Annotated in this window: 21 protein-coding genes; 3 read left to right on the forward strand and 18 right to left on the reverse strand. The window is 62.9% G+C overall.

All coding sequences use genetic code 11. The features are described from left to right. The first annotated feature begins 73 nt into the window (after positions 1–73). Positions 74–1,372 (forward strand): aminotransferase-like domain-containing protein, encoded by a 1,299-nt coding sequence (locus F0185_RS07000; protein WP_167222895.1) that lies wholly within the window; start codon positions 74–76, stop codon positions 1,370–1,372. Beyond that, on the forward strand, positions 1,369–2,406 hold the full coding sequence (locus F0185_RS07005; protein WP_167222897.1) for an Ldh family oxidoreductase: 1,038 nt from the start codon (positions 1,369–1,371) through the stop codon (positions 2,404–2,406). The genes F0185_RS07000 and F0185_RS07005 overlap by 4 nt, the downstream gene beginning before the upstream one ends. 23 nt (positions 2,407–2,429) lie before the next feature. Here the strand turns inward: F0185_RS07005 and F0185_RS07010 are convergent, their stop codons facing one another. The 10 genes from F0185_RS07010 to F0185_RS07055 form a co-directional block, all read right to left on the reverse strand. Continuing rightward, positions 2,430–3,527, reverse strand: coding sequence for an alpha/beta hydrolase (locus F0185_RS07010; protein ID WP_167222899.1), 1,098 nt, complete (start codon positions 3,525–3,527; stop codon positions 2,430–2,432). Positions 3,528–3,778: 251 nt separating this feature from the next. Then, entirely contained in the window at positions 3,779–4,207 is a 429-nt protein-coding gene (locus F0185_RS07015; RefSeq protein WP_167222901.1) for a hypothetical protein, read from the reverse strand. Between the two features lie 142 nt (positions 4,208–4,349). After that, a complete protein-coding gene (locus F0185_RS07020; protein ID WP_167222903.1) occupies positions 4,350–4,979 on the reverse strand; it encodes a glucosaminidase domain-containing protein in 630 nt (209 codons plus the stop codon). Positions 4,980–5,063: 84 nt separating this feature from the next. After that, positions 5,064–5,369 (reverse strand): hypothetical protein, encoded by a 306-nt coding sequence (locus F0185_RS07025; RefSeq protein WP_167222904.1) that lies wholly within the window; start codon positions 5,367–5,369, stop codon positions 5,064–5,066. 9 nt (positions 5,370–5,378) lie between these two features. After that, positions 5,379–6,059: a hypothetical protein gene (locus F0185_RS07030; RefSeq protein ID WP_167222906.1), complete on the reverse strand. Its 681-nt coding sequence runs from the start codon at positions 6,057–6,059 to the stop codon at positions 5,379–5,381. A gap of 23 nt (positions 6,060–6,082) precedes the next feature. Next, complete coding sequence (locus F0185_RS07035; protein ID WP_167222908.1) at positions 6,083–6,592, reverse strand: hypothetical protein; 510 nt, start codon at positions 6,590–6,592, stop codon at positions 6,083–6,085. Next, positions 6,589–7,173: a hypothetical protein gene (locus tag F0185_RS07040; RefSeq protein ID WP_167222910.1), complete on the reverse strand. Its 585-nt coding sequence runs from the start codon at positions 7,171–7,173 to the stop codon at positions 6,589–6,591. Before F0185_RS07040 ends, F0185_RS07035 begins: the two co-directional genes overlap by 4 nt. 150 nt (positions 7,174–7,323) lie before the next feature. Then, positions 7,324–8,184 carry a hypothetical protein gene (locus tag F0185_RS07045; protein WP_167222912.1) on the reverse strand — a complete coding sequence of 287 codons (861 nt, stop codon included), beginning with the start codon at positions 8,182–8,184 and terminating at the stop codon, positions 7,324–7,326. 114 nt (positions 8,185–8,298) lie between these two features. Further along, on the reverse strand, positions 8,299–9,297 hold the full coding sequence (locus tag F0185_RS07050) for a serine/threonine-protein kinase (protein ID WP_167222914.1): 999 nt from the start codon (positions 9,295–9,297) through the stop codon (positions 8,299–8,301). A 261-nt stretch (positions 9,298–9,558) separates the two neighbouring features. Then, a complete protein-coding gene (locus F0185_RS07055; RefSeq protein ID WP_167222916.1) occupies positions 9,559–10,551 on the reverse strand; it encodes an FHA domain-containing protein in 993 nt (330 codons plus the stop codon). Between the two features lie 438 nt (positions 10,552–10,989). Here F0185_RS07055 and F0185_RS07060 point away from each other — a divergent pair, with 438 nt between their 5' ends. Continuing rightward, the gene (locus tag F0185_RS07060; protein WP_167222918.1) at positions 10,990–11,694 is read left to right on the forward strand and encodes a putative adhesin; all 705 of its coding nucleotides are present in this window, start codon (positions 10,990–10,992) and stop codon (positions 11,692–11,694) included. Between the two features lie 87 nt (positions 11,695–11,781). On the opposite strand, the gene F0185_RS07065 is transcribed toward F0185_RS07060, so the two are convergent. From F0185_RS07065 to F0185_RS07100, 8 genes are read right to left on the reverse strand one after another with little or no spacing between them, the layout of a single operon-like run. Then, positions 11,782–12,111: a hypothetical protein gene (locus F0185_RS07065; RefSeq protein WP_167222920.1), complete on the reverse strand. Its 330-nt coding sequence runs from the start codon at positions 12,109–12,111 to the stop codon at positions 11,782–11,784. Positions 12,112–12,153: 42 nt separating this feature from the next. After that, positions 12,154–13,776 (reverse strand): hypothetical protein, encoded by a 1,623-nt coding sequence (locus F0185_RS07070; RefSeq protein ID WP_167222921.1) that lies wholly within the window; start codon positions 13,774–13,776, stop codon positions 12,154–12,156. 5 nt (positions 13,777–13,781) lie between these two features. Next, a complete protein-coding gene (locus F0185_RS07075) occupies positions 13,782–14,933 on the reverse strand; it encodes a hypothetical protein (protein WP_167222923.1) in 1,152 nt (383 codons plus the stop codon). After that, positions 14,930–17,023: a hypothetical protein gene (locus F0185_RS07080; RefSeq protein WP_167222925.1), complete on the reverse strand. Its 2,094-nt coding sequence runs from the start codon at positions 17,021–17,023 to the stop codon at positions 14,930–14,932. The genes F0185_RS07075 and F0185_RS07080 overlap by 4 nt, the downstream gene beginning before the upstream one ends. Positions 17,024–17,039: 16 nt before the next feature. Continuing rightward, the gene (locus F0185_RS07085; RefSeq protein ID WP_167222927.1) at positions 17,040–18,854 is read right to left on the reverse strand and encodes a hypothetical protein; all 1,815 of its coding nucleotides are present in this window, start codon (positions 18,852–18,854) and stop codon (positions 17,040–17,042) included. Positions 18,855–18,883: 29 nt separating this feature from the next. Further along, complete coding sequence (locus F0185_RS07090) at positions 18,884–21,058, reverse strand: hypothetical protein (RefSeq protein WP_167222929.1); 2,175 nt, start codon at positions 21,056–21,058, stop codon at positions 18,884–18,886. A gap of 47 nt (positions 21,059–21,105) precedes the next feature. Continuing rightward, positions 21,106–22,050, reverse strand: a complete 945-nt coding sequence (locus F0185_RS07095) for a hypothetical protein (protein ID WP_167222931.1) — start codon at positions 22,048–22,050, stop codon at positions 21,106–21,108. Next, positions 22,047–23,891: a hypothetical protein gene (locus F0185_RS07100; RefSeq protein ID WP_167222933.1), complete on the reverse strand. Its 1,845-nt coding sequence runs from the start codon at positions 23,889–23,891 to the stop codon at positions 22,047–22,049. Before F0185_RS07100 ends, F0185_RS07095 begins: the two co-directional genes overlap by 4 nt. Between the last annotated feature and the right edge of the window lie 253 nt (positions 23,892–24,144).

Raw genomic sequence — 24,144 nt, forward strand, 5'->3', positions numbered from 1 at the left:
GCCGGATCGCGTGGTCTGGCGCATTGCATTTATTGGAAACATCAGCCGAAAGATCGGAACGAAAGAGTGCACCATGCAAATTGCTAACACCAAACTAAACCTCGCGCTTGGCGATGCCAAGGTCGAAGTGATGAATTTTCTCAATGAGATTGCGATGCGTTATCCCGACTGCATCTCGTTCGCGCCTGGCCGACCGCGCGAAGAATTCTTCGATGTTGCCGCCGCGCTTGGCTATGTCCAGGATTTTGTCGATTACCGGGGTACGGGTGACGAGGCCGGCTACGCCGAGCTGGGCCAATACGGCCGCACCAACGGCATGCTCGGTCAACTGATTGCAACCCTGCTCGAGCGCGACGAGTCGGTATCGGTGGAGCCGCAAGACATCGTCGTGACGGTCGGCTGCCAGGAGGCCATGTGCATCTGCCTGATCGCCTTGTGCGGCAACCCCGGCGATGTCGCACTGGTGGCCGATCCGGCCTACATCGGCATTTCCGGCGCGGCCAGTCTGCTTGGCATCGAGGTGGCAGCCGTGGCGACGGATAGCCAAGGCGTCCATCCGGCAGGGCTGGAAGCGCAGCTGGCGGCGCTGCGGGCGGCGGGCAAGACGCCCCGTATCCTGTATCTGTCGCCGGATTTCGCCAATCCCACAGGGGCAAGCACGCCGTCCGAACGACGCGCGCAGTTGTTGGACTTGACACGCCGCCATGGCGTGCTGGTACTCGAAGATCATGCGTATAACTATTTTTGCTATGACGAACAGAAATTGCCTTGTCTGAAGAGCACGCCGGAAGCCGACCATGTGCTCTTTCTGGGGAGTTTTTCGAAGAGTATTTTTCCCGGTCTGCGGCTGGGTTTTATCGCCGCCGGCCAAGTCGTGACCTGGGCGGATGGACGGACTTGCCGCCTGGCCGATGAACTATCGAAGGTGAAAAGTTTGCTGACGGTGAATACGTCACCAATCAATCAAGCGATTGTTGGGGGAATCCTGCTTCGTAACGCGTGTAGCCTGCACGGTTTTGTCGCCCCGCGCCGGGCGGCCCTGCTTGCCAGCCGGGACAGCATGCTGGCCGCCCTGCGTACGCATTTCCCGCCAGATGCGGCGTGGACGGCAGGCGTTTCATGGACGGCCCCGTCGGGCGGATTCTTCCTGAGCATGACGCTGCCGTTTATCGTCACGAGTGAGGATCTGCTTCTTTCGGCGCGGGAATACGGTGTGCTGTGGACGCCGATGAGCTATTTCTATCTGGACCAGCGGGCGACCAGGGAGATCCGCTTGAGCTTCAGCTATGTCACCCCGGCGCAGATCGACAAGGGTATCGCAGCGCTGGCGCGGCAGGTCATGCAGCAAGTTCACATGCGCGAGGCGGCATGAGCGCACCGGTTCTAAAACGGATCAGCGCCGCGCATGCCGCGCAGCGTTGCGACGAGCTCCTGGCACTGAGGGGTGTTGGCACAGCGTCGCGCAAGGCGGTGGTCGACTGCCTGATCTACGCGTCGTTGCGCGCAATCGATACGCACGGTATCGCCCTGCTACCGACCTATCTGAACCTGCTCGATGGCGGGCGTGCAAAGGCTGCGGCTGTTCCGGAAACGCCCGCGCTCGACATGTCGACAGCGCGCTTTGACGCGGCCGGCGCACTGGGCCCCGTGGCCGGGCAGATCGCCTGCGACTGGCTGGTGCGCAGCGCCAGGGTGCATGGTATCGCGGCGGCGGGTGTCTATAATTCCAACCATTTTGGCGCGGCCGGGTATTACAGCGAGCTGCTGGCGAGTGGCGTCGGCCTGGGTATCGCTTGCTGCAATTCCGATGCCCTGGTTGTGCCGGCGGGGGGCGCGCTGCCACTGTTTGGCACCAATCCATTGTCGATCGCCGCCGATGCGGGCGGCGGCCATTTTTTTAACCTGGACATGGCGACGTCGCAAACGTCGTTCTCGCGCCTGACGCGCCATCGGCAGCAGGGCACGCCGTTGGAAGCGGGATGGGCCGTCGATGGGGCCGGGACGCCGACCACTGATCCGGCCGAGGCTGCATGGCTGACGCCCTTGGGCGGATACAAGGGGCAGGGCCTGGCCATGGCGGTCGAGATCCTTTCATCGGTACTGACCGGGGCCGACCTTGACCATGAACTTCACCATGTTTTCGATCCCAAGCCACAAGCCATGGCGCAAGGCGTGGGGCATTTTTTCATAGCGATCGACGTCGCCCGCTTCTTGCCGCGCAATGTGTTTGCCGCCCAGCTGCGGCGCTTGATGGGTGTTGTAGCGCAGCAGTCGGTCGACGAAGAGGGCAATTTCGCCTTCAGTCCAGGCGACCGCGAGCGTGCGATGCTGGCCGAGCGCAGCGTACTGGGCATTCCTGTTCCGGAGCACTGGGCTTGCTTCGCCGATGTGCCGGCGGCGGCCTGACCCGATTTGCGCGAAAATTCCCGCTAGCGACGACCTTGCTGCGCAGCAGTCCAGCGCCGCACCAGCTCCAGCACATCGGGCGAGAACGTTTCTTCGATCTCGGCCACCTCCGCAAACGACCCTGTGGGCGCATGCTGGAAAAAGTGATTGAGGCCCGGCAGGCGCCGCACGCTTGCGGCGGCGTTTGCACGCAAGGCGTGCGCGAGAGCGGGCGCATTGGTCGATGCAAGCACGACCTGGTCCTTTTCGCCGATCAAGGCGAGCACCGGACAGTGAACCTTGCCCAGCACGACCTGTGGATCGGTACGAAGAAAAGCGCGCATCCACGGTGTCGACAAGGTGGTCAGTTCAGTGTCGGAAAAGGGACGGCCGTGGTCGCTCCGGGCTTGCACCAATAGTTGACGCAGCTTCTCACTTCTTTGCGCGGGATCGGCCGTGTCGACGATGTGCGCGAACAGCGCGTGCTGCAGCGCCAGTTCACGGTCCACCATGGCCGGTGGCTTGCCCGCCATGGTCACTTTGCTCAAACGATCGAGCAACAGCCGCTCGCCGCTGACACCATTGCCGCCCAACATGACGACGAAGGCAATCGCGCTATCGTCGCCGGCGGCCATCGCGGCAATCATCGCCCCCTCGCTGTGCCCGATCAAGCCGATGCGTTGCGGCGCGATGTCGCCGCGGCCGCGCAGAAGCGCGACGGCGGCTTTCAGATCGGAGGCAAAATCGGCGCCGGTTGCGACATTGTAGTTGCCGCCCGATGCGCCGAGGCCACGTTTGTCGGTGCGCAACACGGCGTAGCCTTGGCGGGTAAAGTAGTCGGCGAGCACCAAATAGAACTTATGTCCGAACAATTCGCCGTCGCGCTCCACTTCTCCAGCGCCGGGCACCAGGATAATTGCCGGAAATGGCCCGCTTCCTTGAGGAAGGGAGAGGGTGCCTGCCAATTGGACCGACGCCGCCGCATTGTCGATCAGGACCGTACGTTCCTGGTATGGCGGAAAAAACGCTGGCAATTGCGGGCGCGCGGGTCGCAGATGCAAGTACGCCGCGCCGACGATCAGGGAAATCAGGATGACGGCGCCGATCAGGCGGACGCTGCCTTTCGGCAGATGTGCTTGCATACCAGGGGTCTCCAAAACCAGGACGTGCGCGCGCTGGTCCTCAGCGTGAGCAGCTGATTATACGGGAACATTGAGTGACCAGCGCGTGGCTTGAAGTCCTCTGGTTTGCTCGTGATCGAACCCCTTTTGAGAATGGCGGCGCTGTGACTGGCCTGGAATGGAAGAAGGGATGTGGCGCCCGCATGACTGGCGGCCGGCCGCCCCAGGCCGATGAATATATGTATCGATGCCTGGGGGCGGGACGGCGGACCTCAGCGTCGGGTCAGTACGCCCGCCAGCTTACTGGCCTTGCCCGACACAAGGCAGTGCAGCGGGTTGCCGGTCTTGGGATCGGATTTGACTTTACCGCTATTTTTTTCCACTGCGGCCAAGGTGCCGACGCAGTAGTTTGGCCCGGGAATGCCTGCGGTATACGCGGCGAACTTGGTCTTGTCATTGGTGGCGCTGGTGCAGTTGGCGCTCAGGTTGGTAATGGTGTCGTCCTGGGACAGTTCGGCGCCTTTCTTGAAAGCGTCGGCCGAACAAGTCCCTCCACGAATGACAAGACCGTCGGCCATGCTTGGACCAGCCGCCATCACGCACAGCGCGAATGCCAGCGCCCGCTTGTTGAAAAACGTGTGCGTGCGCGAATTGTCTTCAAAAGAATGTTGAGCTTGAATGTGGTGGTGTTTGGTATTCATGATATTCCTCTATGTGATCAGAATGCTCCGTGAAAGCGGAGGCGGGCGGCCCAGTGTCGTATTCATGTGACGGTAGTTCTCTTGCAATAAAACGATCAGCATCCTTGCGTTACAGCGTGCATTTACGCTAAGTAAGTGCGCATCAGGTAAGGTTCCATTGGCGCATGATCGCGATCAGCTTGGGACCATACTCGGGGTCCGTCGCATAGCCCAGTTGATGCAAGCCCTCAGCCCAGACATGCGGGTCGCTTGAATTGAACAGCGTGTGGTAGCGCGGGTTGGCGGTCAAGAACGTCGCGTGCGCATCGAGCGACTGCTGAAAGCTGTCGTAGGCCGCGAAGTTGCATTCCTTGCGTTCGGAAATGCCTTTGACTACTTCGTGCGTCCAGATCGTCACGTACCGCTGCTGCGGATGCGACTTGATGCCGAACAGGTTGTAGCTGTAGATCCCGCTGTTGATGTCGGTCGGCACGCTGCGTCCGTAGCTCGTTTCGAGGATGGCTTGCGCCGTCGTGAGCGCAGCCGGGACGCGGGTCGTGGCTTGACTGGCGCGGGCGTCCGCATAGGTTGCCGTGACAAACGAGATTTTCAAGGCGTGCTCGGTGGCCGGACCACACACGCCATCTGGCGCGACACCCAACAGCGATTGGAGTTGCGTTACTTTGGCGCCGCGGCTGCCTGGCTGCAAACCGGCAGCCAGGCGTCCAATGGTCGACCAGCATGGCGTTGCGCCGGGGTCGGGCGCCACAGGGGTGTTTGCGTTATTGATCATGGAAGGCTCCTTGCGAATCGAAAAGTACGCCGCTGCCGCTGGCGCGTTGTAAGAACGAGGACGGCGCAGGCGCGTCGGGGTCAACTACAATATCGCCGCCAGTGATGGAACCAGCTTGGCGATCGCCATCGCGGACTGCCCCAAGGAGCTAATCCGCGTACCGAGCTCGGCCTGCTGCATATTGTGTTCGGTGGCTTCCTCGAGGAGGCGAACCAGGTCGGCATGGGCGGCCGTCCCGCCACCGTCGGGAATGGCATCGGCAATGTCGTCCAGGGACAGGGATGAGACGTTCTTCAAATGCTTGTCGTTGCCATCGCCATTCTCGAACGCCGCTTGATCCTGGGCCAAGCTGTCTTCCAGTGCATGCTGGAAATCGTCGTTATCACTCATGCGTTGCTCCTAATGTGCCGTGCCAAGTTGCATTAACATTTCGAATTGATGGACGATGTTGCTCACGTCGTTTCGTCCGTTGGCTATTTCCTTGTGGGCGTCCTTGTGCAGGGTGTCGATCTTTTCAGACACCTCGGCGAGCGACCTGGACGCCTCTTCCTGCCGGGCCGCAGGCACCATGTTCTTCAGCACCTTGTCCTGTTCATTTTTCAGCTTCGCGAGGGACGATAAATAGGCGGTGACAGCGGTATTGGCCTGCAGCATATGTTCGTACGACTCGGTGATCCTGGTGGTGACGAGCCTTTGCTGTTCGCGTATCGGCGCCAGATTTTTCTTGCGAAAATCTTCGATGTTATTTCGGACCGCAATCAAATACACCTTGAGGAAATCAAGGTCGGCCTGGCGATCCTGGTCGACACCCATCGGACTTGCCGACCGGCCTGTCGCGCTCGCGATTTTCGGGTATTGCTTCCAGGTGGAGTTGAGTTGATGGGGCGCATAGACGTCATCGACGAAACGGTTGGCGTCGGCCTCGACCCTGGCGTAATACAGCTCGACCAGTTTCAGATGGGCGCGCTGCGTCTGCATCAGGTCTTGTCCCAATACGGTGGACAATTGCGCCGATTGCGTGGGGACTTCGGCACAGCCGGCGAGCGATAAGCTCAACAGCAGAATCGGCAACAAGTTCATTTAACTTCCCCTTATCAAAAAGCTCAGGAATTCTTGAGGACAGTACGTATTCTCTGTATTGCTGCCTGGACTTTGGCCGGATCGCCGCTGGCGTCGCGCAGATCCGGCAAGATGTTCTCGACGGCCGCCCGCGTGTCGGCCTGTGTCGCCGTCATCTTTGCCTGCGCCTGGTCGCTGCCATCACCGCGTATCGTCGCCAGCATGACTTCGACGATGCGTTGCATGATCGATTCAACGGCTTCCGCGGCGTAACCTCCCAGGATGGCCAACACGCCTGAAGAGCTGAGCGCAATGCCCGGGACCGCCTCCAGCGCTTGTTTCAATGCCGGGCCCAGGGCCGTCGCCAGGATCACGCCGCCGATCACCCCCGTAATGAAGCGCGCGATGTAGACCGCGTTATACCTGGGATCGTAGGAACGCTTGACCAGGTAAGGTTGGGTTTTGACCAGCACATAGAATGCCGCGCCCAATGCCGCGCCGGAAAAAATATGCAATGCCAACAACACCATGCCATCGAAGCCGACGCCGTTCATGGGTGCGCTCCTTTGGCGTCGCCCTGCGCTGTGTCAGCAATGTTGTCGGTCGTGGCCAGTAAATGCGCGGTTGTCATGAACAGTAGCGCGCAGATGACGGCCACCAGCGCCGCGCCCTTGACCACCAGCGGTACCCCTCCCATCAGTCGATGCTTGCCAGGCGACGGTTCCGACACCGCCAGCGTGAGCGCGGTGGCCGGGGTGATCAAGGCCGACAGCTCCTGGTGCACCATCAGCAGCAGCACTTGCGCATTGACCGGTCCGGGCGTCGTCCGGCCGGCATCGGCGCTCCCGGCGTCGGCTGCGCCGGACCAGGGCGCCACCAGGGCCTGGGCGACGTCGGACACCGGCTCCATGCGCTTGTCTACCAGGATGGAGTCGAGCTTCGCGATATCGTTGACCAGTTGCTCAACGAGCAGCATGCCGTTCTTGCTGGCGTAGCGCAACATGCGGCGGCAGTCGCATACCAGGTCTGGCGTGGCGACATTGAGCGCGTCCATGTTTGTGGCCGGGAACGGGTCCGGCAGCGCTTGCGGGAGCGATTTTCCGGTGTCCTGCTGAAGTGCGCTTTCGGTCATCATGAGCGATCCTTGGGCAATGGCGGGCGTGGGTGGCGGCACATGTCGCGCCGCCACTTGAAGTCAGGTTCCACGATAACTTTTTCATTGCGCCGGCATCAGTATCTGAAGGTAACAGTTACGGTAGCGGCGCCTCTGGCGCAACACGGATGCTCAGACCGCTCGCACTTGACGGGCGGAAAAGTAATCCTGCAATTCGCAGCACACGGCCGTGGCTAGTTGTTCCTGTAAAAGGAGGGTGGCCGAGGCGTGGCGATCAAACTGCCTGGACCAGGTGATACTGCCATTGCACAGGTCGAGCAGGCGAAAACTGGCGCGCATCCGGTCGTTTTCGAAACGCACGCTGCCTTCTATTCGATAGTGCAGATGCGGACGTGGCGGCGCATGCGCGGCGTGCGTGCCCGGCATGGACTGTACAAACATGTCGTGCTGGACCACGCTGCTGCCGAATTGCTGGTACATGCGGTCCGACAGTTCTTCGCTCAGCCCGAGAGAAAAATAGCGCGCCGATGCGTCGGTCGTGATCGACTGCACGGGTCCGATGGCCAGCGTGTAGCATGTTTTTGCCGTCCCGGCGTGGCTCCCGGCGCGCTCGATTGCCGGAGCATAGCTGCCTAGTGGCACCGAAAACATCACGTCCGCATGGCTGCCTTCAAGTGCGTAGTACGTGCGCAAGCGGTTGCGCAAGCGACCCACTTGCACCCGCACGATGGGGTCGTCGGCGGGATCGTAGCGCGCCGGATCGCGGTCGAACACTTCGATCCCGATAATGACTTCCTTGAAGCTCTGCGCCGGGCACGCCATGCGACGCTCGACGAGAAACCGCAGCAGGCGGCGCATGCGATGGGCCTTGGCGAAGTGTGCGCTGGCCAATAGCCGGCCCAGCGCGGCTTCGATTTCCGCGCCCTCGATGGGGCGCTCCATGACGTCACGCACGGTGTCGTCAAGGTTGAACAAGGGCGCGCCGGGCGCCAACCCGGACTTGGTAATGTGCTCGCTGATGATCGCTTCCATGGATGCCTGCTTTCATGTTGGGGAAATAGCTGGTTCGGGACGGCGCTTGTCTCGTTGGCAGGACAACAATACCGCGCGGCATCGTTATCAACGACCACGCCCGATATCACCCGATCACACCCTATAACGGCATCCCGTGAAGGGACGCGATTGCGTCGGCGCGTCGTCACACTTATCCGCCACCGCTTGTTGCCGCAGGCCTGGCCCGACATCGTGCATGCCAGCCAGATCGATCAGCAACAATTGCCGCTGTAACTGTGCGGAGTCGCCGATGCGTCGTTGCGCGTTCTTGTGTGTTACCTGTCGCAGCAGTGCGCCCAGTGGATGCGCGGCAAGTTGCACCGGTATGGGGATCAGCTCATCGCTGACTTGCTGTTCAATAATGTGTCGCATGCTGCGGCCGGACACGATGGCCTGGCCACTCAGGCATTCGAGCAGCACCAGGCCCCACGCATAGATGTCGACACCCGGGGTCGGGACCGCGCCGCGTAATTGTTCCGGTGCGCTGTAGGCCGGCGAGCAGGCGGTGCGTGCGCCGGACTGCGAGAAGGGATCGACGGGAAGCCGGACTGCGCTGCCGAAATCAATGATTTTTGCGCGCCGTAATGCCGGCGTGAGCGGATCAGCCGGCAGCAACATGATATTGTGCGGCTTGATGTCGCAATGGACGATCCCTTGCGCATGCAGATAGACGAGCGCCGCCAGCACCTGGGCCATTAACGACACCGCGGAGCGGCCATCCATGCCACCGCGCAGCAACAGGCGCTCGCGCAGCGTCTCGCCGGGCACATAGTCGAAGACGGCGAACACTTGGCCGTCGGCGGTCTCGCCCCAATCATGCAAGATGGCGAGGTTGGGGTGGCATAGCCCGGCGCCCAGTGTGATTTCGTGGCGCAGGTGCCGGATTTGCTGCAGTGGCGTGGCGCCATTGCCGGATGGGTAAGCTGGATCGGGCGGGTTGATCAATTTGATGGCCACCGTGTCCAGCGTGTCGAGCCGCAAGGCCTTGAACACGGCGCCGTAGCCGCCACGGCCGAGCAATGTCACTAACCGGTAGCGATGACGCGCACTGTCGAAAGTGGTGGTTTGCAGGCGGCGCTCGCTTGGGATCAATTTTTCCGATATCGGTGCCGTTAAATATATTGACTGTACAAGCGCGGACGCCGCCGCTCAATCACGCAGACTGATCGTCAATCAGCGTGGATAACCAGGTGTGTAAGGCCGATGGCAGCGTGCATGGGGACCTGATGCGGCTGCGGGGGATGGCGCCCGGTGCCGGGCATGGAGCAACAACGCGCATGATGGGGGCGGTGGCCTCAACCCGGCAGCACTATGCGCACTGGCTCGGCGTGCGCAGCAATGGGGGTGGCGACCTCAGCGCGCGGCGCTGGCGTGCGTGGCGGACTGCGCATGCGTCCTGCTGGGATCGAAGACGGCTTCCAGGCGGGCTCCCACGCGAATCTCGAAAGCGAAATTTCCAAATCGCAATTCGCCACGGCGGCGTTCGATGAAATTGACCAGCATCGGATCTCCACCCACGGCGTCGCTGATCTGGTGTCGGGCGCGGTGCAGCTGCATGTTGAGGTGCTTGGTGTCGATGCGCAGCATATCGGCTAATTGCCCGGCGCCGAGCCAGCCCTGGCTGTAGCGATCGAAACCGCGCTGCGCGTCGAACACGCGTTGCCGCGCCAGGATCAACAAGGCGTAATGGTGGCTGCGCTCGCCCAGGTCGGCGAGCGATGGCCCGAGCGCGAGCCGCAACTGAACATGCTCTTCATTCTGGCTGACGGTGAACGTAAACTTGATGACGCCCCCCCGGGTGTTGCGCAGCACAGCGAGGGGCGCGGTCGCCTCGATCGGCATGCAGGCGAAATAGTGCCAGGTCTGCTGATTGACGCACAAGGTATCGCCATCGTTGAGCAGATGGCAGCCGTCGGCATCTTCATGCAGCCATTGGCCGTGTTGATCCTGATAGACTGCCGCTTCGGGCGAATGCTGGTCCGGCAATAAATGCAGCCCCGTCAGTGCGATGGCTGGCTGGGCTGGATCGGACGGCAGCAAGAGCGGGAGCGGCGGATCGAGATCGAGCACGCGCCACTGCCTGGCGGCGCCGGCGAAGCGAATGGTGTCGCCGGGCGCCAGCACATGCCCGGCGCGCGCGCCGACGGCTTGCCCATTGATGTAAGTGCCGTTGCGGCTGTGGTCGCACAATAGCCAGTTGCCGCCATCCCAGCGTATCGACGCGTGCACTTGCGACACGTCCGCGCTGTCGACCAAGGTGTCGACCTTGTTTTGATTACGCCCAAATACATGCAAGGAGCGCAAATGGAGGCACTCCTGGGTGTGTTGTCCTTGTAGTGTAGCCATGCCCGCTTCTGTCAAAGCAATTTGACGTCAAGCAAGTCAAATTGCTAAATCAAAATACTGCGCAAGTCACTATGCACGCATAGCCGCAGCGCCAGTTCACCGAGCAATCTGCAAAATTCCCCGTCGAAATCGACCGAAGCATTACGCAACTTGCAACAACGATTATATCTCCAGGGTGATGATTTGATGTCAAGTATTCATCATTACCCATTGTGCATGCGCGCACGCCAGGCGGACGGTCATGACGAAGGCCCACGGTCCGCGCCGACGTGCGGCATGTAACATGCGCGGCGTTACCGTAGTGATACTTATTTCTTTTCACTCCACATCGTATCGTCTGTTACGCGCGGGCCGAAACGCCCGTGCGGCCCAGCGCGGCCGATGTTCGTCGCCGCTCCATACCGCCAGTAATGGTGCTTCAACTACGAGGAGTTTTCCATGCCTATCACCACCAGTTCTACCGACCTCATTCTCGCCGGCCACGGCAGTTATGAAGGGGGCGCCGACAATTTCGTCATGCCTGCCAACGTGGATTTTTACTTGTTGCAGCCCGTAGGAACGGGTTTGACCGACGGCCCGGCGCTGGCGCTGGTCGGCAACAAGCCGATCGACCGGCTGGTATTGAGGACCTCGATCACGGCGGTGACGGACTTGCAGCCGATGGGCATGCCGAAGGTCTTCAAGGCAGGAGAAATGGCGCCCAACCTGGTGCTGCACGATTTGGCCGACTTGAAAACAGCGGTACAGGCCGCCATACCAAAAGGCGCGACCAACGTCATCATGGTCGGCAAGGATACCAAACTGCAGGACTTGCTCAAAACCGACGCGGTGCAGAAACTGATCAAAGCCAATACGGCCAGGCAGCCGGGTAGCAAGACGCGTGTTTTTTGGGCCGCGTGCGCCAACCAGGGCACCAATCCCGATGCCGGCTCGTTTGTATGGAGTAACGCTAACGCCGTGGCCCATGCGGCAGTCGCTTACGTCAAGAGCCTGAAGCCAAGCGCACCCAATTATGACAAGGCAATCAAGGCGGCCGGTGCGGCGCTGGATGCTGCGAAAATAGATCCACTCAACAGTGCCGCGGCGGTCAAGGCGGCCAAGGTCTTTGACGCGGCAACGGCGGACGTTCTGAAAGCGCTGTGAAGCCGGTCCTGGCGCACCTTGCGCCAGGCGCTGGCAGTAGGGCAGGGAACGCCCGCTCAGCGGGCGCTTCCTGCCCGCCATTGCGCGCTACACCTGGCGCGTGCTGATCGAGTAGCCCAGGTTCTCGCCGATGAAGTCGACGGCATTGAACATGTTGAGCTGGTTGTCCAGCGGTGAACCGCGTACCACGACGATATCCTGCTGCCCGATGAGCGCGCCGTTTTGGCTGGCGACCAGTTTGAAGCCGTTGAGGTAAATGTCGCTGTCGTTGCCGTAGTCTTGCCACTGCGATTCAGAGGGCGCGAGCGTAAATTGCTTGGTGCCAGCCAGATTGTTCGGGTTGTCACTGCGGCGGATCTGCAGTGTGACCGCCAGTGCGTAGGCGCTTTGATTGGTGAACAGCTTTCTTCCTGCCATGATTACTCTCCTTTACTGTCGTTGGTTTGTTGGGGCCGGCGCTTAGGCGTCATCTGTGCACGCATCGATCATGCTTTGCTTGATCCATAAGCTCGGCACGGCGCAATCGGTCGAAAAATTGCCGTGACGTTCGGCGCCATCGTCGCGCACGACGCGCATCTGGTAGGGGTGCTCATTGGCCGCACCCTGGCCCAGGATGATGTCGCGGATCGGGCGTTCCAGGCGGACAGTCGCCTTTGGCGTGGCGGGGTCGAGCAGCACCGGTTTGTTGCCGGCAAATGTCAGTGCGATTTCAAGCAGCTCCGGATGGTCCTTGAACACGGCGGGCACGGTATTGATGTTGAAGTCGGTGGCATAGGTGTTGCTGGTGGAGACATCCAGAATATCATCGAGGAAGCTGGTTCGATTGCCCGCCGCCAAGCGGCCGTTGAAGTCGATCCGGTCGGCATACCTGCCGGCCGACAGTTCGATGTCGACCCAGCCGCGAAACAGCGTCTTCTCGGGAGCGTCGCTACAGATCGCCGCCCACAGGGCGCGGAACTGGGTCAGGTTCAAGTCAAGCTGATTGCTCAATCCCTGGGCCAGGTTGACGTCGGCCTGCGGCTGCACCATCAGATTGCCGCTCTCGCTGCTCGCTTCACTATTGGGCAGGTACTGGCTGAACGTCTTTTTGACATCGTGGCCATCCTCGATACTGATCATCTGCACCGCCACGCCCAGCCTCTCTTGCAGCGCGCGCGCGGCCTGGTCTATCCTGGTGGGCTCGACCACGGGATTGCCGAAATAGCGGAAGCTGGCGCGGGTTTGCTCGATCGACGTCGCGCCTTCGGGCACGGAAAATTGCAGCAGTGAGATGGTGGGTTCGCCGGTGGGGCCGCGCGCGAATTCAAACCGGTCCGGCAGGAAAAACACGTGCGTGTGCTCGCGGTTGTCCTGGTAATAGTTATACGCCCGTCCATTCCAGCTCACTTGCCACTGCAGGTAGCCGGGCAGCGGCGGCACCCCCACCGATGCGCTGTAGACGCAGGCCAACAGCAGATACTGTTGCGGAAAATCGGGATCGGTGTCGCTGGCCATCTGAAAATAGGTGGACGCCGCGTCGAATGGAATACCGCCAAACAGGTCCAGCAAACCCGTTCGCACCGCGTCGTCAGCCCAATTGCGCTCGATGAAAGCGCTGCTCTGCGGCGCGGCCACGAGCACGGTGTGCAGCACCTCGACGGCCACGTTCGGCGTGGCGTCGAACAGGGCGGTGCGCACCATGTCGCGCTGGGCACCGGCCAGTTGCACCGATAACTGCAGCATGGCGCCCTGGGGCGTGACGCGCAGCGGGAAGCGCGCCCCGTTGGCCGGCAGCACCAGCGTGAAGGCGGCGCCGTCCATGAGCGGCGCCGCGCCATTGCGTTCGCCGGCGAGGTCGTCGGGCATGCCGGCTTCAAGAAACAGGGTCAGCGTGCCATCCGCGCCCAGGGTGGTCGCAAACGCCTCGTGGCCGCCCTGTTGTTGGGCGGCCGGACGGTAGCTCGGCAGGTAGAAGCTGGCGCCGGCCGCGTCGCTCAGCGTGACGGGCGCGGTGAGGTCGGCCGACAGGTTGGTCAGGGCGGCGCCGAGATCGGCTTTCGCCGCGCGTCCCCGTTGTACGGTGATCGATGACATGGTTAACATTTGCACTAGCTCCTTTGGTTAAGTACGGATTGCGGAAAGTGGCGCGCAGCGCGAGCCGGCAGCGATGTGTCGCACTGTCGGCCTGCGCGCTTCGCCGCACGGGCCGTGCGGTGGCTTGCTTCGGCTGACGCCGGTGCTTGGGATACATGGACACCGGGTGGCGGACTGACGGAAATCTGCCATCCGGGCGGCGCCCGCTCGCCGACGGAAAACGTGATCATGTTGTGGAACCTGGCTCCCGCATGAGGCTGCGCGAGCGGCGCGGTGAGGGCGCCGTAGAGAGCCAGGTCCAGCCCGCGCTGGCCGGCCACGGCGAGCACCTGCTGGCGCACCCAGGCTTCGCCGCCGGCCAGGTCGGCGGCAAACGCGAGCAGTGAGAACTCCGCTTCCCGCCCGTCCGGCAAGACCGAGTAACTCAAGCCGTACTGGGCTTGCGGCAAGCCGTCCGCGCTGCGCCCGCGCCGGAAATCGAAGCGCCCCACCAGCGCGGCGAGTTCATCGCGCAAGTGCGCCAGGCCGACGTGCGCGAGCAGCTCACGCAGGCAATCGAAGCTCAGCTCGCGGCTACCGAGTTCGAAGTAAAATTCGCAGCGCTGCGAGCCGGGGGCCGCGCCGAGCATGACCAGTTGGGCGTGCGGCGCCGCCGCCAACGGCGCCGGCCCCAGATACCGCCGCAGCAAGGTCATGGCGGCGTCGTGCGGACCGGCCGGCACTTCCGCATAAATCTTGTAGCGGGTAGGCTCAGGCTCGCGCTGGCCTGGGGCGCGCGGCTGGCGCGCCGCCAGCCAGGCGCCCCAGGCCAAGGTGGCATGGCGCTGCAACGCCGGGAAAGAGCGCGCCACGCCATCCCAGTCCGCATCAAGGCCCAGTTCGGTCAGCAAGGCGTTGACGATGGCCAGCCGTGACCCCGGCGCGCTGGCGCGCCCGCCCACTTCCATGGTGTAGCGCAAGTCGCGGCAGGCCGTGCTGAAACTAAATTCCAGCGGCGCGTCGTTCTGGTTCAGGCAATCTCCCACCCATGCGCCGCCGCAGGCTGCGGCGGCGGCGCCTGTGACGCGCGCAAATTCGCGCCCCGCGCCGGGGTCGCGCGCGGCAATGATGGCGCGCGCCCGTTCCACCCCGGCGTGTGCCTGGCGCGCCGCCCCCAGGCTCGTCATGAGGTCGCACCGGTAGCGGCGCGGATCGTCGCGCTCTGGCCGCCCTTGACCGTGCCGCGGGCCGTGGCGCCCGAGGCGTAAAGGATGTCGTACTGCGCTTCGAGCGTGCTTTTTTGCGCGATGGACTTCATCGCCGGAACGATGCGCGCGACTCTCGTCTGCCCGGCGTCCAGTGAAAACTGGTCTTCCCATACGACGTCGCCATCGTCATACGTCAAGGTGACATCGACGCTGTCGTCCTCGAAACGGGCATTGAAATAGACCGGAATATGTTCGGCGTATTGGTCGAGCACGATGATATGTTTGTCCTGCATCGGCAGCGGCCCGTAGGCATACACCGTTTTGTTGCCCTTGGACAGTTCGACCCGGTAGCTGACCGCTTCGGCGCGGAACTTGGCGTCGCTGCGGATGCGCAACACTTGCGGCGCTTCCTTCCCTTTCTGAATGACGACGCGCTTGTCGCCATTCCACTTTTTGCTCGAGAGGATGACCAGCGCCTGCTCGGCGTCGTCCCAGACGAAGTCGGCGCGCAGTTCGATGTTGATGGTAAGGAATTCCGCCACCGACTCCGCCATGGTGGCGACCACGCCCGTTTCACTGACGCCGGTCAAGGTGTATTGGTAGGTATCGCTGTCCCAGCCGGCGTCGGGCGCGAACACGAAGTCGGCGCTGTATTCGACGCCGGCGTTGCCCTTGGCGTCGTATTGGAACGGCAAGGGATTGGTCCCGCTGGTCTGGCCGCCATTGATGCTCAGGCTGTATGACGCCTGCTTGTCCTTCGGGCTGCCGGCCGGATAGCGCGCCTGCACGTTCAGCGTTTGCAGGCCCAGCCTGGCCTGGCTGTCGGCGCCCGGGACCGACAGGGCGACGTTGTAGCGTCGCCCGAACGGGTCCTGGGCCCGGTTCAGCGTGGTGATGTGGTCGGCGGCCTGCTCGTCCGGCCCCAGCCCGACCAGCGCCTGCGGCAACACGACCATGGTTGTCGCGTTTTGTTCCGAGTACAGGAAGTCGATCGAGTTGACCTGGCTGCCGTGGTAGTAGGAAGCGCGGATATTCACTTTCGGTATCATCAGCGTCGCCGCCTTGACGATTTCCTTGACGGCCGCCGCCGACTGCTCGCTCTTTTCCGGGCTGTCGGCCTCGCCAGCCGTGTCTTGTTCGACCTTGTCGGCGGCCGCCACTTCGGTCGCTTTCGAGCGCTGCACGGCTTCGTCGACCTTCGGTTCGTCCTTCAAGGGACTCCAGGCGTTCGGGTCGTTGCCGAGCTGGACTTCAAAAAAGTTCTTGAGCACGTAGTCGAGCAAGAGCTGGCGCGCCCACTTGAGGCCCTCGAGCTCGGCATCGCCTTTGCCCGTGTAGTTCACCACCTCGATCTTCAGGTCGGTGTTTTGCATGATTTTCTGCCAGCGGGCGTTGATGCCCAGGTCGAGCACGAACGCTTCGAGCGGAATCTGGGTGCCGATGCTGGCCTGGAAATCCTCGATCGTCTTCTTGAACTCGCCCGTGACCTTGAACGACACGGACGGCCGCATGGCAAGAAATTCCAGGCGATACACGGCGGCGATGTGCTGGCCTTTGCTCTGCAGCGCTGCCTTCATGGCCGCCGCCAGCTTGCCTTCCTTCCTGAAGGTGACCGAACACACGGCGGCGTTGTCGCCCACCAGCGAGGAGGAGCCCGCACGCCACACCAGTTGCTCCGCGCTTTGATAGACCACGGTGTCGTCCTTGCTGGCATCGGCAGCCTGCGCCGCCATCGGCCCGAGCACGGAAAAATTGACGCTGCCCGTTTGGTAGGGCACGGTGGAGAGGCGGATGCTGGCGCGATCTGTTCCCGCTGGCAAGTCCAGCTGCGCCTTGATCTTGTCCAGCGTGGCTTGCGGCACGCTGGTGTTGACCTCGAAATTGAGGAAGCCGGTGCCATCGGTGTCGTTTTCCGAGTCGGTGTACCAGAAGTACGACAGCACGCTCTTGCCGGCCCGCTGCGCCAGTGCGATCGTGCCCGGGATATACCAGAACTGGGTCGGCGAGGCGTGGTCCGGGTAGACGTCGACGCCGTCGACGGTGAGCTTGTTCTTGTCAATGTAAATCATGCGCTTCTCCGGTGGGTTAAGGGACTGCTGGTGGTTGCGGGAAAATCACTTCGAGGGCGCTTGACGTCGTCAATATCTGCGCCGAGGCGGCGCCGGCGGCGTCGCGCAAGCGCCACCGAAAGCTCAGCGTTTTGTCGAACGCGTACCAATAGATAAATTCGCGCTGCGGCTGCGCCGGCGTCAGGCATAGCTTGCCGTCGACCCACAACTGCGGGTTGTCGGCAGCGCCGGCGACGACCACCTCGATCGCACTCGTGGCTTGCCAGTGGTACCCTGCGGCGACCCGAAAGGTCACCCTGCGCCGGCGCAGGGGATTCAAGAAAATGGCGGCCCCGGCTGGCTGGCCTGGGATGCTGAACTTCGCGCCCAGGCGCGGGGTATAGGTGGCGGTATAGCCCACGGCGTCGAGGTCGACCCTCGTTGGCGCAAACGCATCGATCGCCAGCGCCGCCGTGGTTTTGTCGATGTCCAGCACGGCCGGCGTGCAGGCCAGCGCGGCCGGCCCGTTCAGTTCCAGCCGCACCGAGCGCACCAGCTCCCACGGAAAATCGTCGGCCACGCTGGCCAGGTACTGGCGATAGGTGTACCAGAGCGCTGGCACGACGTCGAGATAGGCCTGGCCGGGCGCGATGGCGATGGCGCCCGACTGGCATGGCGCGGCGTCGGCCGTCGCGCCGGCGCCAAAGTACAGCGTGCAGTCGTAGGTGGTGGGCGCGGTGTTGCCCGACGCACGCGTGAGCTGCAGCGTCGCCGCGTCGGTCGGCTGGGTAAAGCCGACAACGTTCGTGTCCCTGGCCGACGGCGCCGGCGTGATCCGCACGTCGGCGCGCCGCAGCGGCCGGCCGCCGAAGCGGTCGTGGCAGCGCACCGTCAATGACTGGGTGAAGCTGGCGCTGGTGGACAGTTCGATGTCGGGGCGCTGCGCCAGCGCCTCGGCCAGGCCGCCCGGCGCGCCCTGCAGCACCGCCGTGCGCGCCACCACGCCCGTGACCTGCATATCGGTGTCGAGCCGCCTGGACATGTTTTGCACGTCGTGCACGGTGGCGCAGTCAAAACCGACGAGCCAGTTTCCGGTGTTCGCTTCGGGCGCCGGGGCGAAGCGCGGCAGCGGCGTCAGGATGCTTTGCAGGCTCTTGAGGAAGGCGTCGCGCAAGCCGGGCGGCGCGTCGCCACCGGTCTGGTTGACCGACTCCACGCGCAGGACGCCGTCCTGGCGCAGCTGTTCGAAGGTGTCGGTCTTTTCGACGCTGATGACGACGAAGTTGGCCGAACACTTTTTTTGCACCCAGTCGCGGAATTTGGATTCGTCGAAATGGATCGTTGCGCCATACATGGGTCGCAAGGCCGCGTACGATAGCGAGTAGACGATCTGGATGGGCGCCGCCGCCGGCGCCCCGGCGCTCCCCCTGAGCAACACATACTGATCGGTCGTCAAGCCGATCGCCAGCGCGGCCGAATTCTGGCCGAGCAGCGACGGCGTGGCGGTCACGGCGCCGCCACCGATGATGGCGGCGGCCACCGTGCCGTCGCTCCAGGCGATCGGCTCGAACTGCAGGTCGGCGCCCGGGTAGCGCGCCGCCAGTTCGCGCTCCATATTGTCCATCTCTACCGGGTCGGGCTGCAGGTCGACCACGAACGACAGCATGCCGGCGAGGCCGTCGATGGGTCGGTCGTAATGGACCAGGGTGAGCTGGTAGTTGCCATCGTCGCCGCGTGCGATAGCGGGACGGGTCGCGGCATAGTAGAACAGCGTCGTGGGGAGCGCGGCATCGCGGTACACCAGCATGCCGCGCGCGGTTTCCAGGTCCACTTTTTGGTCGTCTGCAAGCATCGGTCAGCCTTCCCGCGCGCCGCGCGTGATTAAAATGAATCGACCCGGTCGGGATACACGGTGATGCTCAGCTGCTGCTCGACGGGATCGATCTTGCCTGCGGCCAGATCGGTCAGATCGGTGGTGCCGGTCTTGGTCGTCACGCGCGCTTTGACGATGCGCAAGGCGCATGCCTTGCCACTGTCGGCCGGCACCTTCCACACCACCTGGCCGCCATCCTTGGCGCTGTCGAGTTGTATCGCCTGGTTGAAGGTGCGATCCGCATCGCTGCTGCGGAAGGTGTATTCCACCCGTAGTTGCGCCTTGAGCACATCGGGGTCGAGTTGAAAAGCGATCGGGTTGACCATGTCGCCGAGCGGGGAGGCGAAGGTGATCTCGCCCTGGCCATTTTTCAGTGTCACCGTCGTGGCCTTGCCCACGACGGACGACCCGGCCGTCAGGTTCAAGGTCAGTTGATAGCTGAGCTGCTTGTCCATGGCCTGGCCGAAGGCCTGGCTGATCGAGGCCGGCGTCTGGTCGCGGCTGAGCGCCACGCTCTTTTGCCAGTCGCCATACGTGAGCACCACGTGGGCGCTGCTGATCACATCCCATGGCAAGTCGACCGCGTTGAGTTTGACGCTGAGCACGCCGATGTCGATGCCCGAGAAGTCAAGATAGTTATTCCCGCTCTGGCTCGTGGCGGACGCCTTGTACGCCGGCGTGCCATCGGAATACGCCACCAGGTAGCTGTAGCGCACGTGCGTGTCCTTGCTGGTCTTGCCGAACGTGCCCTTATACTGTTTGCTGACCGGCTGCGGCTCGGCCGTCCGAAACTCGATGCTGGAGACATCATTGCCGGTCTCGTCGCGCAGTTTCTGGCCCGCGTAAGTGAGCTCCGTCACCACAAAACGGTCGACCATGCGGTTTTTCAGGCCGGCCACGTCGGGCGCCGCTACAGCGAGGTCGACCTTGACGTAAGGAACGGCGTTCAGATCGATCAACTGGAACAGCTGCTTGGTGTCGCCCTTCACCAGGCCATTAAGTTTGGGCAACAGCGCCTGCGGATTCTTGGGCAGCGAGACGGCCTGGGTCAGCGTCATCACCCGCTTCTGCTCCATCTGCTGGTTGATCTGGCGCGCGCCGTTCACGTCCAGGTCGTTGAGGCTGACATCGGGCAGCTTGGCCTTGAGCATGTCCTCAAGTTGCTTGCCGGCCCATTCGGTCAGCAGCTTTTGCACGCTGTCCTTGTCGTCTTTCGAGGCAACGGCAGGCAACACAATGTCGGTGCAACTGTTGACCGCATCGTTGTACTCCTTGCCGCGTACCACGTCCTCGCTGTAAGTCCGGCCCCACGAGCCGTTTCTGACCTGGGTTTCGATGTCGAGCTTGGCGATGACGTCGTGTTTGAGCGTGACGGTGGCCTTGGCCTCCGGCAGCATGCCGTCGAACGTCACCTGGTAAGTCACGCTGATGACGCTGCTGCCGCCTTTGCTTTTGTCGTAGCCATCCGGTTTCGGGCTGCTGTCGTCGAGTTCCCAGCCGCCCAACGCTTGCCAGAACAGGGGCGCGCCCACCTCTTTGAGGTTGAACGTGACCACAGCCGCATTGCTGTTGAACAGCGACGGGGTGGTTTTCAGCAGGCCCGAACTAAAGGCCGGGTCGGATGCGGCATACGCTTGCGGGGTGTTGAATGCCTGCACCAGCACGGTTCCCGAGGTATACGGGACTGGCTTGATCTGGATGTTAATGTCGGGTAAGAACTGCGCCCAATCCTTGCTATCTTTGTTCCATACGGCCTTTTTCTTGTCTGCCGCATCAGCGGTCAAACCGAGTTCCGCTTTCAGCGCCGCCGCCTTCGCCACGCTTGCCGCGTCCGAAGAGTCCATCGCGACGCACAATTCCAAGGTCTTCTTGGCGATGTTGGAGGTGCTTTGGTCGCCCTTGATGGCATTGAGCAATATTGCCGTCACCTTAGGATCATCCACGTTCGGCATGGGCAGGCCGACCGTCATGCTGCAAATGCCGCCAGTCATGTCGGCGCCAAAAAACCAGGTCATGTTAAAGCTTGGAGCGCCTTGCCCATCCGGCAAGAACGTCGGTTTCTCGGCCATGGCATAAAACACGTTCTTGTCTTCGCTGTCCGGGTACAGGATATAGTCATTGAAGGTATTGTCGAAATCCCCGGGAACCTGTTTGACTGTGACTGCTGGCGAAATTGTTAACATGCGCTACTCTCCTTCGGTTGGATGTGACATGGGTGAAAAACTGCCTCTTAGCGGCGCGGTTCGGGAATCGAACTTGCCGTTTCGGTGATCATGCGGGCGCCGTCATGGTCGGCAAACCATTGGCCAAGGTCGGCCGAGCCGCCGACCAGGAAGGTCGCGCGTTCCAGTCCCTGTTTGCCGACCTTGACCGGGAACGACTTCATGTAGATGGCGTCGGCGCCCATCTGCTGGACCTTGGCGAGCAGCGTGTCGGCCAGCGTGGCAAACAGCGCCGACGTGGCGTCGTCGCGCGCTTCCTGCGAGACGTTGGGCGTGTCGTGGTTGGCCACGGACAGTTGGCCGGCCGCGACGGCGGCCCGCACGGCGGCGCCGCACGCGGCCAGGGTGGGTGGCGCCGGCGGCGGGCTTTCCTTTTTCTTGCCGAACAAGCCGCCGGACGCTGGCGCTGCCTTCGGCGCCAGGGACTGCAGCGCGGCCGCCAGGTCGCCGCTGATCTCCACGCGGGCCACCTCGTCGAGGGTCAGCGTGCCCTCGTACTTCAGCGTCAGCACGCCCGCTTCGCCGCGAAAGGCACGCAGCGCCGCAGCCTTTTCGCTCGTGGTCAGCGTCTCGCTGAAGACCGCGCGATTGGCCGCCGTTGCCGACGCCGGCTGCGGGCCGATGGCATGCGCCGCCTGCGCGTCGGCGTGCAGCGTGAGCGTGGCCGTCACATCGGACAACTCGGCACTGGTCAGCGTGACTGCGCCGAGCTTTGGATAGCGCTGTGCGATGCTGGCCAGAACCGCATCCAGATCGCTCGCCTCGGCGCGCCAGACGCTTTGCAGCGACAACACGGCGCCGTTGGCGCTGGCGAGCAGCGCTGGCTTGGCGCTGTCCTGGCTGGTTTCAATGGTTGGCGGTCCGGGGAGGACGGCGAAGTTGCCGCCGCCGTCCGGACCGACGGGAAAGCAATACAGTGCGTCGACATAAAAGCCTTGCGGTAGCTGGTTCATGAGGCGAGTTCTCCTTGGGGTGAGGGCATTGCTTCGGCGCGGGCGCCATCGTCATACATGCCGATGACCAGTGCGCACTCTGGCGGGAGGAAGGCGGACCATGGCGCCGGTGCGTCTTCCTGATCGCTGTACACGCGAAAGCGATAGCGGTTGTTGAACATGCTGCTGGCGAAATAATTCAATTGGCTGGTGGGCATGGCCGTCGAAAATTCCAGCAATACGGAATTGGCGTCGGCGCTTTCTGGCAAAAATTCCAGCTGCACGCAGGTGGTGCCGGCGTGAAAGCGCACTTCGACCGGCACCGCCTGCGGTCCGTACTGACTGAACGCCGTCGGTTCCAGCGTCACCGAGTGGCATGGCAGGTCGAGCGTGATGGTGTGCGCGGGGTTGGTTCTGTTGTGCGCGACGACGCACAGGCGCGCCGCGTCGGCCGTGGCGCAGACGAGGAAGGAGGCGCTGGGGCAGTTGCGCTCCAGGGTCGCCGCCAGGCGGCCCGGGTCCGCCGCCACGCCGCGCAATCCGACTGTCACGACGGCTTCTTCCAGCAGGGCCGCCGTGGCGCTCACCGTCACGATGCGCATCGGCGAGGGGAGCGCGCCGGCGTCGATGAACAGGTAGTCGTCGCTGCCATCGCGCCAAGGCCCATCGATGACGTCGTCGTACTGGACCACCGTCAGGCTGACGCGATACGGTTGCTTCGATTCCACGCGGGCATAGCGCAAGTCGAGGCATGCGGCTTGCGGCTGTGACGGATACAGGTCAAGCGAGTACGGGGTTGCTGTGCCGGAGGCGGCTTCGGCGGCGGCCACTTGCAGGTTGACGGTAATCTGTTCGCAATTGCGCAACTGCTCGGGTATTCCAGAAGCGAGCGTCACCCGCCGCGTCAGCAGTTGATCGGGTAGCCGTGGAATGCGCGTAAACGTGGTCACCTTATCGCGCGTCACGCTGCTCTTGAGAACACTGAACGGGTCGTAGCGCAGCGCTACCGGCACGGCGGCGAGGCACGGTGTGCGCAGGTCCCAATGCGTGCTAGCGGCCACGCCGGGGGCGGGCAGGTCAAGGCTGATATACGGCCCGTCGTCGATACGGCGGCAAGGCATATAGCGGCCGAACGCCAGGCGCAGGCGCGCCGCCAGTGCCAGCGCGAGCTGCGGCGCGGCCGCGCCCCCAACGGCGGCGCTGAAGGTGAACAGGCCACTGGGCGGGGCGGTCAGATACCTGATCAACGCGGCAAACGGCATGCCCGCGCCGTTGCCGTCCAGGGCCTGTCGCAATGCCCGCAGCGTGGCTCCGGTGTCGAAGCGCACCTGGAGATCGAGGCGCGGGAGCACGGCGGCCACTTCGCATTCGATGGCGGCGCGCACCACGGTCAGGTTGCCTTGGTCCAGGGCACCGTAAAACAAGAGCGCGGTGTCCGCCGGGAGGCGGGCATTGAGCGTGGCGCGCCCGGCGTCTTGCCACGCGAACGGGGCCGAGACATGGGTGTCGTTCAGTTCAAAGTGCACATGGCAGCCAGTGGTGAATGTGCACGGCAGCAGCGCCGCGCCGCTGCCGGCCGCCTTGAGCGCCTCGCAGGCCGGGGCCAGGTCGCAGCTCTTTTCCAGGCCCATGGTCAGCATGGCGTACTGGCACTCGTCCGCACTTTCAATATTTTGATCGGAAATGAATTCGAGGTGGAAGTCGGGCGTGCCGTCCAACTTGCTCGCCAGGCGAGCCGCCTTTGGCACGGCAAAACGCAGGCCCGGATTGTCATAGGCGCCCAGCAAATCAAAGTTTTCCGTCCTGATGATGCTTTGCCAGTCGGGCATCCCTTGGGCGGCAGTCATTATTGGTGAGTCCATGGTCGTTCCTGCCGCGTGAGCGGGGTGAGTGACATCAGCGGATGCCGGGCGTGGGTCGGAAGGTCGTTGACTACGGTGCGTAACTGGTGATGAAGCGGACCCGGCCTATGCCATGGGTGACGTGTTCATTCACTGTACGGAGGCGACGCCGGGCGGATAAGTATCAGGCTGTTACATGTGGGGACGGGGCGCGCCGGGCGCATGAGCGGCAACCGCTTCCTGCCGCGGCGCCGCTCGACCCTGACAGATCGGA

The organism is Massilia rubra, from assembly GCF_011682065.1.
Taxonomy (GTDB): domain Bacteria; phylum Pseudomonadota; class Gammaproteobacteria; order Burkholderiales; family Burkholderiaceae_D; genus Telluria_A; species Telluria_A rubra.